This window comes from Streptomyces sp. ISL-66 (genome assembly GCF_018614135.1).
Classification (GTDB): Bacteria; Actinomycetota; Actinomycetes; order Streptomycetales; family Streptomycetaceae; genus Streptomyces.
The window spans coordinates 3,109-10,009 of sequence record NZ_JAGGOW010000248.1; the positions used below are offsets into that span (position 1 = coordinate 3,109).

Sequence of the window (6,901 nt, forward strand, 5' to 3'; positions counted from 1 at the left end):
CGCGGCGAAGGACGGCCTGAAGAGGGCGAAGTAGGGCTCCGGCGCTCCATAGCTCCAGGGCCCCGGTGCTCCGGGGCTACGCGGTCGCGCGGTTACGGAACCACCGTCACCGGCCAGCGGCCCGCCTTCACCAGGCGGACCGCCACCGAGCCCACGATCCGGTGACCCGCCTGCTCCGAGGCACCCACCACCACCGCGTCCGCCGTCAGCTCCTCCGCCGCGCTCACCAGGCCGGAGTACGGATCGCCGCGGAAGGTGTGGAACTGCCAGCGGACGTCGTACACGCCCTTCAGGCGCTCCGCGGACTCCCGGATCTCGGCCACCAGGCCCTGCGCGATCTCCTCGGTGGTACCTCCCACCGGCGCACCCAGCGACGCCCCGGCCGGCATCACCGGCTGTACGTACACCAGCGCCAGCAGCGCGTTCTGCCGCCGCGCCAGCCCCGCCGCGTACGCCGCGGCACGCAGCGAGGACTCCGATCCGTCGATCCCGGCGAGAATCACCTTCGGGCCGTCCGTACCGCGCTCGAATCCCGTGTTCACTTGATCGGTCACCCTCCCGAGGCTATCCGGCTCGACGCGCGAAGGGACCGGGCCCTCCCTACAGTGCGAACCATGAGTGCCACCGTGGAGGAGACGCGCGGAACCCGGAACCGCTTCCTGAACCGGGTGCCCGACGCCTTCGGCGCGTTCTTCGGAACGCTCGGGCTGATCTGCGCCCTGCTGTCGCTCTCCCCGACACTGCGGCGGCTCCTGCGGCACATCGTGCGCTTCCTCGACGCCGTGGTGGTGCCGGTCAGCGCCAACCTCGCCTACGCCGTCTTCCTCTTCCTGCTCGCCGCGGCACTCGGCATGCGCAAGAAGGTCGCCTGGTGGATCGTCGTCACCTATCTGGCCCTCCTGCTCCTGGTCGACGTGCTGATCATCGCCGACGAGGACTACTGGGTCGGCTTCTCCTCCATGGCCCTCTCGGTCGCCGCCCTCGTGATCCTGATCGCCGCCCGCAAGGAGTTCAACGCCGCCTCCCGTCCCGGTGCCCTCTGGCGGGCCATGCTCGTGCTCGGCCTCGGGCTGCTCGCCGCCGTCTTCCTCGGCTGGGGACTGGTCGCACTGTTCCCCGGGACCCTGCCCAGGGGCCAGTGGCTGGACTGGGCCGCCAAACAAGTCTTCGGCGGGCTCTTCTCCGTCCGCGAGTTCGACGGCCGCCCGCCCAGGCCCCTGTCCTTCCTGCTCGGCCTCTTCGGCGCCCTCGCCCTGCTGAACGCCGCCGCCACCCTGTTCCGGTCCCAGCGGCTGACCGCCGCCCTGCACGGCGACGAGGAACCACGCATCAGGGCCCTGCTCGGCGCGTACGGGCGGGCCGACTCCCTCGGCTACTTCGCCACCCGCCGGGACAAGGCCGTCGTCTTCGCCCCCAACGGCAAGGCCGCCGTGACCTACCGCGTCGAGGCCGGCGTCTGCCTCGGCAGCGGCGACCCCGTCGGCGACCCGGCGGCCTGGACCCCCGCCATCGACGCCTGGCTCGCCGTCGCCCGCCGCTACGGCTGGCAGCCCGCCGTCATGGGCGCCTCCGAGGACGGTGCGACCGCGTACGCCCGCTCCGGACTCAGCGCCCTCCAGCTCGGGGACGAGGCGATCCTGCACGTCGCCCACTTCGACCTCGACGGCCGCGACATGCGCGTCACCCGCCAAGCCGTCAACCGGGTCCGGCGCACCGGCGCCACCACCCTCATCCGCCGCCACTGCGCCCTCTCCGAGGACGAGATGCAGATGATCGTGGACCGGGCCGACACCTGGCGCGACACCGAGACCGAACGCGGCTTCTCCATGGCCCTGGACCGGCTCGGCGACGCCGCCGACGGCGAATGCCTGCTCGTGGAGGCCTTCGACGGCAAGGGCGAGCTCATCGCCCTGCTGTCCTTCGTCCCCTGGGGCAAGGACGGCATCTCCCTCGACCTGATGCGCCGCGACCGCTCCGCCCCCAACGGGGTCATGGAGTTCATGGTCGCCGAACTGTGCGCCGCCGCCCCCGGCCTCGGCGTGCGCCGCATCTCCCTCAACTTCGCCGTCTTCCGCTCCGCCTTCGAGGAGGGCGGCAGGATCGGCGCCGGCCCCGTGCTCAAACTGTGGCGCAGGCTGCTGCTCTTCTTCTCCCGCTGGTGGCAGCTGGAGGCGCTGTACCGCTCGAACGTCAAGTACGGCCCCGAGTGGTACCCCCGGTTCCTCTGCTACCAGGACGCAGGCTCGCTCGCCCGGGTCAGCCTCGCCTCCGGCATCGCCGAGGGCTTCGTGTCCGTGCCCAGCATGCGCACCCTGTGGGGCAACGGCCACCCGCGCGGGCTCACCGCCCCCGCCACCACGGCGGGCCTGCCGCCCATCGACTCCCTCGGGCTGGAACGCGTAGGACAGGAGGGCACGGCGGCGCCGGCCGAGCGGCTGCCCGAACAGGTCCGGGTCCGCCGCGACAAGCTGGATCGGATCCGGGCCTCCGGCACCGACCCGTACCCCGTCGGCATCCGGCAGCGCACCCACACGGTCGCCGAGCTCAGGGCGGCCCACCCCGGACACCCGCCCGGCACCCGCACCGGCTCGCCGGTCACCGTCGCCGGACGCGTCATGGTCGTGCGCGACCTCGGCGGCGTCGTGTTCGCCGTCCTGCGGGACTGGTCCGGTGACATCCAGCTGATGTTCACCCGGGACGAGGCGGGCGCCGCCGTGCTCGGCACCTTCACCTCCCAGGTCGACTTCGGCGACCACGTCGTCGCGAGCGGCGAGGTCGGCGCCAGCAAGAGCGGTGAGCTGTCCCTCGTCGTCGACTCCTGGCAGCTCACCGGCAAGTGCCTGCGCCCGCTGCCCGACAAGCGCAAGGGCCTCGCCGACCCGGAGGCCCGGGTCCGGCGGCGCTACCTCGACCTGGTCGCGAGCCCCGAGGCGCGCGACGTCGTACGGGCCCGCTCCGCCGCGGTCCAGGGGCTGCGGCAGGGGCTGCTGGACCGGGGCTACCTGGAGGTCGAGACCCCGATGCTCCAGCAGATCCACGGCGGGGCCAACGCCCGGCCCTTCCGCACCCACATCAACGCCTACGACCTCGACCTGTACCTGCGCATCGCTCCCGAGCTGTACCTGAAGCGGCTGTGCGTCGGTGGCATGGAGAAGGTCTTCGAGATGGGCCGCACCTTCCGCAACGAGGGCGTCTCCTACAAGCACAACCCCGAGTTCACGATGCTGGAGGCCTACCAGGCCTTCGCCGACTACGACGTGATGCTCGACCTGACGCGCGAGCTGATCCAGAGCGCCGCCACGGCCGCCTTCGGCTCGCCCATCGCGCACAAGGCGGGCCCGGACGGGAAGCTCGTCGTCCACGACATCTCCGGTACCTGGCCGGTCAAGACGATGTACGGGGCGATCAGCGAGGCTCTCGGCGAGGAGGTCGACGCCGACACGGAGGAAGCCGTCCTGAGGAGGCATTGCGACCGGGCCGCCGTCCCGCACACCCCCGACAACACGCGGGGCGACGTGGTCCTGGAGATGTACGAACGGCTGGTGGAGGAGAAGACCAGGCTGCCCACCTTCTACAAGGACTTCCCGACCGATGTCTCGCCGCTCACCCGCCAGCACCGCAAGGACCCCAGGCTCGCGGAGCGCTGGGACCTGGTGGCCTTCGGGACCGAACTGGGCACCGCCTACTCGGAACTGACCGACCCCGTCGAACAGCGGCGCCGGCTCACCGCGCAGTCGCTGCTCGCGGCGGGCGGCGACCCGGAGGCGATGGAGATCGACAACGACTTCCTCGACGCGCTGGAGTACGCGATGCCGCCGACCGGCGGGCTGGGCATCGGCGTGGACCGCCTCGTCATGTTCCTCACGGGTCTGACGATCCGCGAGACGCTGCCGTTCCCGCTGGTGCGGCGCGGCTGACCTTCCGGACTGACCTACGGGGCTGCGCGCCGGGCTGTGCGCCGGGCGGTGCGCTGACCGGGTGAGCGGACGGAGGTGCGTCCGCGCCCCTCGACATCCGCGCCGATGTCGTTGATACGTAGTAGTAATGAAAAATGATGAGCCGACAGTAGAGCGACGCGTGCTCCTGCGCTCCGCCGTCTTCCTCGGAGTCGCCGCCGCCGCCGGACTGGTGACCGGAGGCGAGAACGACCTGCCGGGCTCCGGGCAGGCCCCCGGCCTCGGCGCCTCGGGCCCCGGCGCCTCCGGCCTCGGCGGAACCGGCTTCGGACCGGGACCGGGAGGAGCCGCCGGGCCGGTGCCCCTCGCCGGAGCCCCCGGCGCCGCCCGGCCACAAAGCCCGCGCGGGGCCTCGTACCGGCTCCAGCCGATGACCTCCGAGGGCAGCCCGGAACGCGTGGCCGCGGCGAAGCCCGCCGTACGCACCCGGCCCATCCTCGAACTCCCGGCCGCCGCGAGCACGCCGAGCGCCATGACGCTCACCTTCGACGACGGCCCCGACCCCCGCTACACCCCGGCAATCCTCGACACCCTCGCGCGCTACGGCGTACGGGCCATGTTCTTCGTCTGCGGGGAGATGGCCACGGACAACCGGGACCTGCTGCGCAGGATGGTCGCCGAGGGCCACGTCATCGGCAACCACACCTGGACCCACCCGCTCATCCCCACGCTCGGCCGGCCCGCCCTCGCCGCCGAGATCGGGCGCACGAGCGAGGTCGTACAGCAGGCGACCGGCGAGGCGCCGGTGTGGTTCCGGGCGCCCTACGGGGCGTGGAACCGGGCCGCCTTCGAGATCGGCGCGGAGCTCGGCATGGAACCGCTCGCCTGGACCGTGGACACCCTGGACTGGAAGGAGCCCGGCACGACCACGATCGTGTCGCGGGTCCTCAAGGGGGCCGCGCCCGGGGTGATCGTGCTGAACCACGACGCGGGCGGCAACCGCTCACAGAGCGTCCAGGCGCTGGCGACCTACCTGCCGCAACTGCTCGGCCGCGGCTTCCGGATGACGCTGCCGGCGCCGCCGCCGCGCTGAGGACCTCTCCCCGGCGCGGCGGCGGCCGTCGTGCGCGTGTGCCTCGGACCGGTCAGCGGGCCTCCACCATCCGCGCGAAGACGACGACGTTGCCGTCGTAGCCCCCCGCCTTCGAATAGCCGCCGCCACACGTGATGACCCGGAGTTCCGGGTGCCCGGTGTCCCCGTACACCCGGGCTCCGGGGAACGAGTTCTTCGAGAAGACCTCCACGCCGTACACCTCGAACACCGCCGTGCGCCCGTCGTAGCGCGCCACCTCGATGTGGCTGCCCTTGCGGACGGAGCCCAGCCCGTAGAAGACCGCCGGGCCCTGCGCGTTGTCCACGTGGCCCACGATCACCGCCGAACCCCGCTGACCCGGCGAGATGCCGTTGAGGTACCAGCCGGCCAGGTTCCTCTCCTGCGGGGGCGGCGCGTCGATCCAGCCCTGAGCGTCCAGCCCGACCGTCATCACCGGCGCGTCCACCCTGATCGACGGGATCCGGATGCGCTGGACCGACGAGTGTTCCAGCACCTCCAGGTCCGACGGAGGCGTGGGCGGCAGACCGGGTGACTGGTCGCTCTGTGCCCCGACCGCGGCCCCGGACGGTCCGACCGCCGCCGCGGCGGCGGGCTGCGGAGGCCCGGCCTCGACATCGGCTCCGTTGCGCATCATGGCGAGGCCGGTGAGCATGACCAGCGCGATGGCGCCCCAGGGGGAGCGCCTTCTCGGTGGCCTCTCACTCTCGTCCTCGGTCATGGTTCTCCCTTCCCGACGCGGGGGTCCCGACCCGCGTTCTTGTCCCACCCCTTTAACGCCCTACTTCACGCACGCTAAGGCGGTGCGCGCGGGACGGCGATCGGGGAAGGGCGAACGGGTGGTGGGGCCGGAAGGGGTGCGCCCATCCAGGTAATCGTCACATAAATGTCTGACGGGTCGTGACCTGCGGATCCGTCAGCGCACGCGTCCGCGCCTCGGCGTGTCGCTCAACCTTGCGGCCCAAAGCCGGAAATGCGCTGGTTGCGGAACGCCAGGAGGGTTCGTGATGGGAGGCGTTCTCGTCGATCTGCCCGGGCCACCGCTCCGGGGCGCTTCCCGCTGGAGGTTCCACCATGCGTGCTTCTCGCGCCCTCGCCGTGACTGCGGCGGCGTTCGCCGCCGTCGCCCTTGCCGCACCGATCGCCGTCGCAAATCCCCCGGGTGGCGGTGGGCCCAGCAACGTCACCGTCAACCCGTACTCCGTGCACCAAGGCTCCTCGATGCAGGTCAGCGCGGCCGGCTGCGGCCACGGCGGCATCGTCTTCTCGCACGGCAACTTTCCGCAGACGAACCTGTCGGCCGGCTCCATCGGGTTCGCCACCGTCCGGATCTTCAACCACGCCTCGCCCGGCCACCACACGCTGTCGGTCAAGTGCCACGACAACAGCCTGGTCGCCACGCACCGCTTCACGATCCTGGAGGGCAACGGAGCCCAGGGCGGCCTGGGCGGCTCCTTCGGTCCGTCCGCCACCGAGACCGCCATCGGCGCGGGCCTCGTCGGCGCGGCCGCACTGGGCGCCGGCGCCCACGTGATCCGTCGCCGCCGTCCGCTGCGCGACCGGGCCTGACGGCGCCCGCCCTCCCGGCCGGGGCGGTGTTCCCCACGGGTCAGCCGGGCTCGATCCGCGCGGCGCACTCTCGCCCTTCCATCCTCTTGCGCCCTCCTTCCGCACACGAAGAACCGCCGGTCGCCCCGGGTCCTCGGCAGGACCCGGGGCGACCGGCGGTTGACGGCCGTGGAGCCCGGGCGGCGCGGTGGGGATGGCGGGGCGGTGGGAATGGAGGTGCGGCGGTGCGGCGGGGTTCAGTGGATGCGGCGGATGTCGCGGCGGCGCAGGGCGTAGCCGAGGCCGACCAGGCCGCCGAGCAGGAGGCCTCCGCCGGCGGCTACTT

At 72.4% G+C, this 6,901-nt stretch carries 5 protein-coding genes; 3 read left to right on the forward strand and 2 right to left on the reverse strand.

All coding sequences use genetic code 11. The annotated features are described in order from the left end of the window. Positions 1–92 precede the first annotated feature (92 nt). On the reverse strand, positions 93–554 hold the full coding sequence (locus J7E97_RS35360; RefSeq protein ID WP_215035769.1) for a universal stress protein: 462 nt from the start codon (positions 552–554) through the stop codon (positions 93–95). A 60-nt stretch (positions 555–614) separates the two neighbouring features. Here J7E97_RS35360 and lysX point away from each other — a divergent pair, with 60 nt between their 5' ends. Together lysX and J7E97_RS35370 are read left to right on the forward strand one after the other, a co-directional pair. Then, positions 615–3,917: a bifunctional lysylphosphatidylglycerol synthetase/lysine--tRNA ligase LysX gene (lysX, locus tag J7E97_RS35365; protein ID WP_215035771.1), complete on the forward strand. Its 3,303-nt coding sequence runs from the start codon at positions 615–617 to the stop codon at positions 3,915–3,917. 127 nt (positions 3,918–4,044) lie between these two features. Next, positions 4,045–4,989 carry a polysaccharide deacetylase family protein gene (locus J7E97_RS35370; RefSeq protein WP_215035774.1) on the forward strand — a complete coding sequence of 315 codons (945 nt, stop codon included), beginning with the start codon at positions 4,045–4,047 and terminating at the stop codon, positions 4,987–4,989. 52 nt (positions 4,990–5,041) lie between these two features. On the opposite strand, the gene J7E97_RS35375 is transcribed toward J7E97_RS35370, so the two are convergent. Then, entirely contained in the window at positions 5,042–5,728 is a 687-nt protein-coding gene (locus J7E97_RS35375; RefSeq protein ID WP_215035776.1) for a class F sortase, read from the reverse strand. Positions 5,729–6,081: 353 nt separating this feature from the next. On the opposite strand from J7E97_RS35375, the gene J7E97_RS35380 reads away from it, so the two are divergent. Beyond that, entirely contained in the window at positions 6,082–6,576 is a 495-nt protein-coding gene (locus J7E97_RS35380) for a hypothetical protein (protein ID WP_215035778.1), read from the forward strand. Positions 6,577–6,901: the final 325 nt, after the last annotated feature.

What these genes read in the sequence shown, in the direction of transcription:
- lysX (WP_215035771.1), top strand. Translation starts at nt 615, where the DNA reads ATGAGTGCCACCGTGGAGGAGACGCGCGGAACCCGGAACCGCTTCCTG.
- J7E97_RS35370 (WP_215035774.1), top strand. Translation starts at nt 4,045, where the DNA reads ATGAAAAATGATGAGCCGACAGTAGAGCGACGCGTGCTCCTGCGCTCC.
- J7E97_RS35375 (WP_215035776.1), bottom strand. Translation starts at nt 5,728, where the DNA reads ATGACCGAGGACGAGAGTGAGAGGCCACCGAGAAGGCGCTCCCCCTGG.
- J7E97_RS35380 (WP_215035778.1), top strand. Translation starts at nt 6,082, where the DNA reads ATGCGTGCTTCTCGCGCCCTCGCCGTGACTGCGGCGGCGTTCGCCGCC.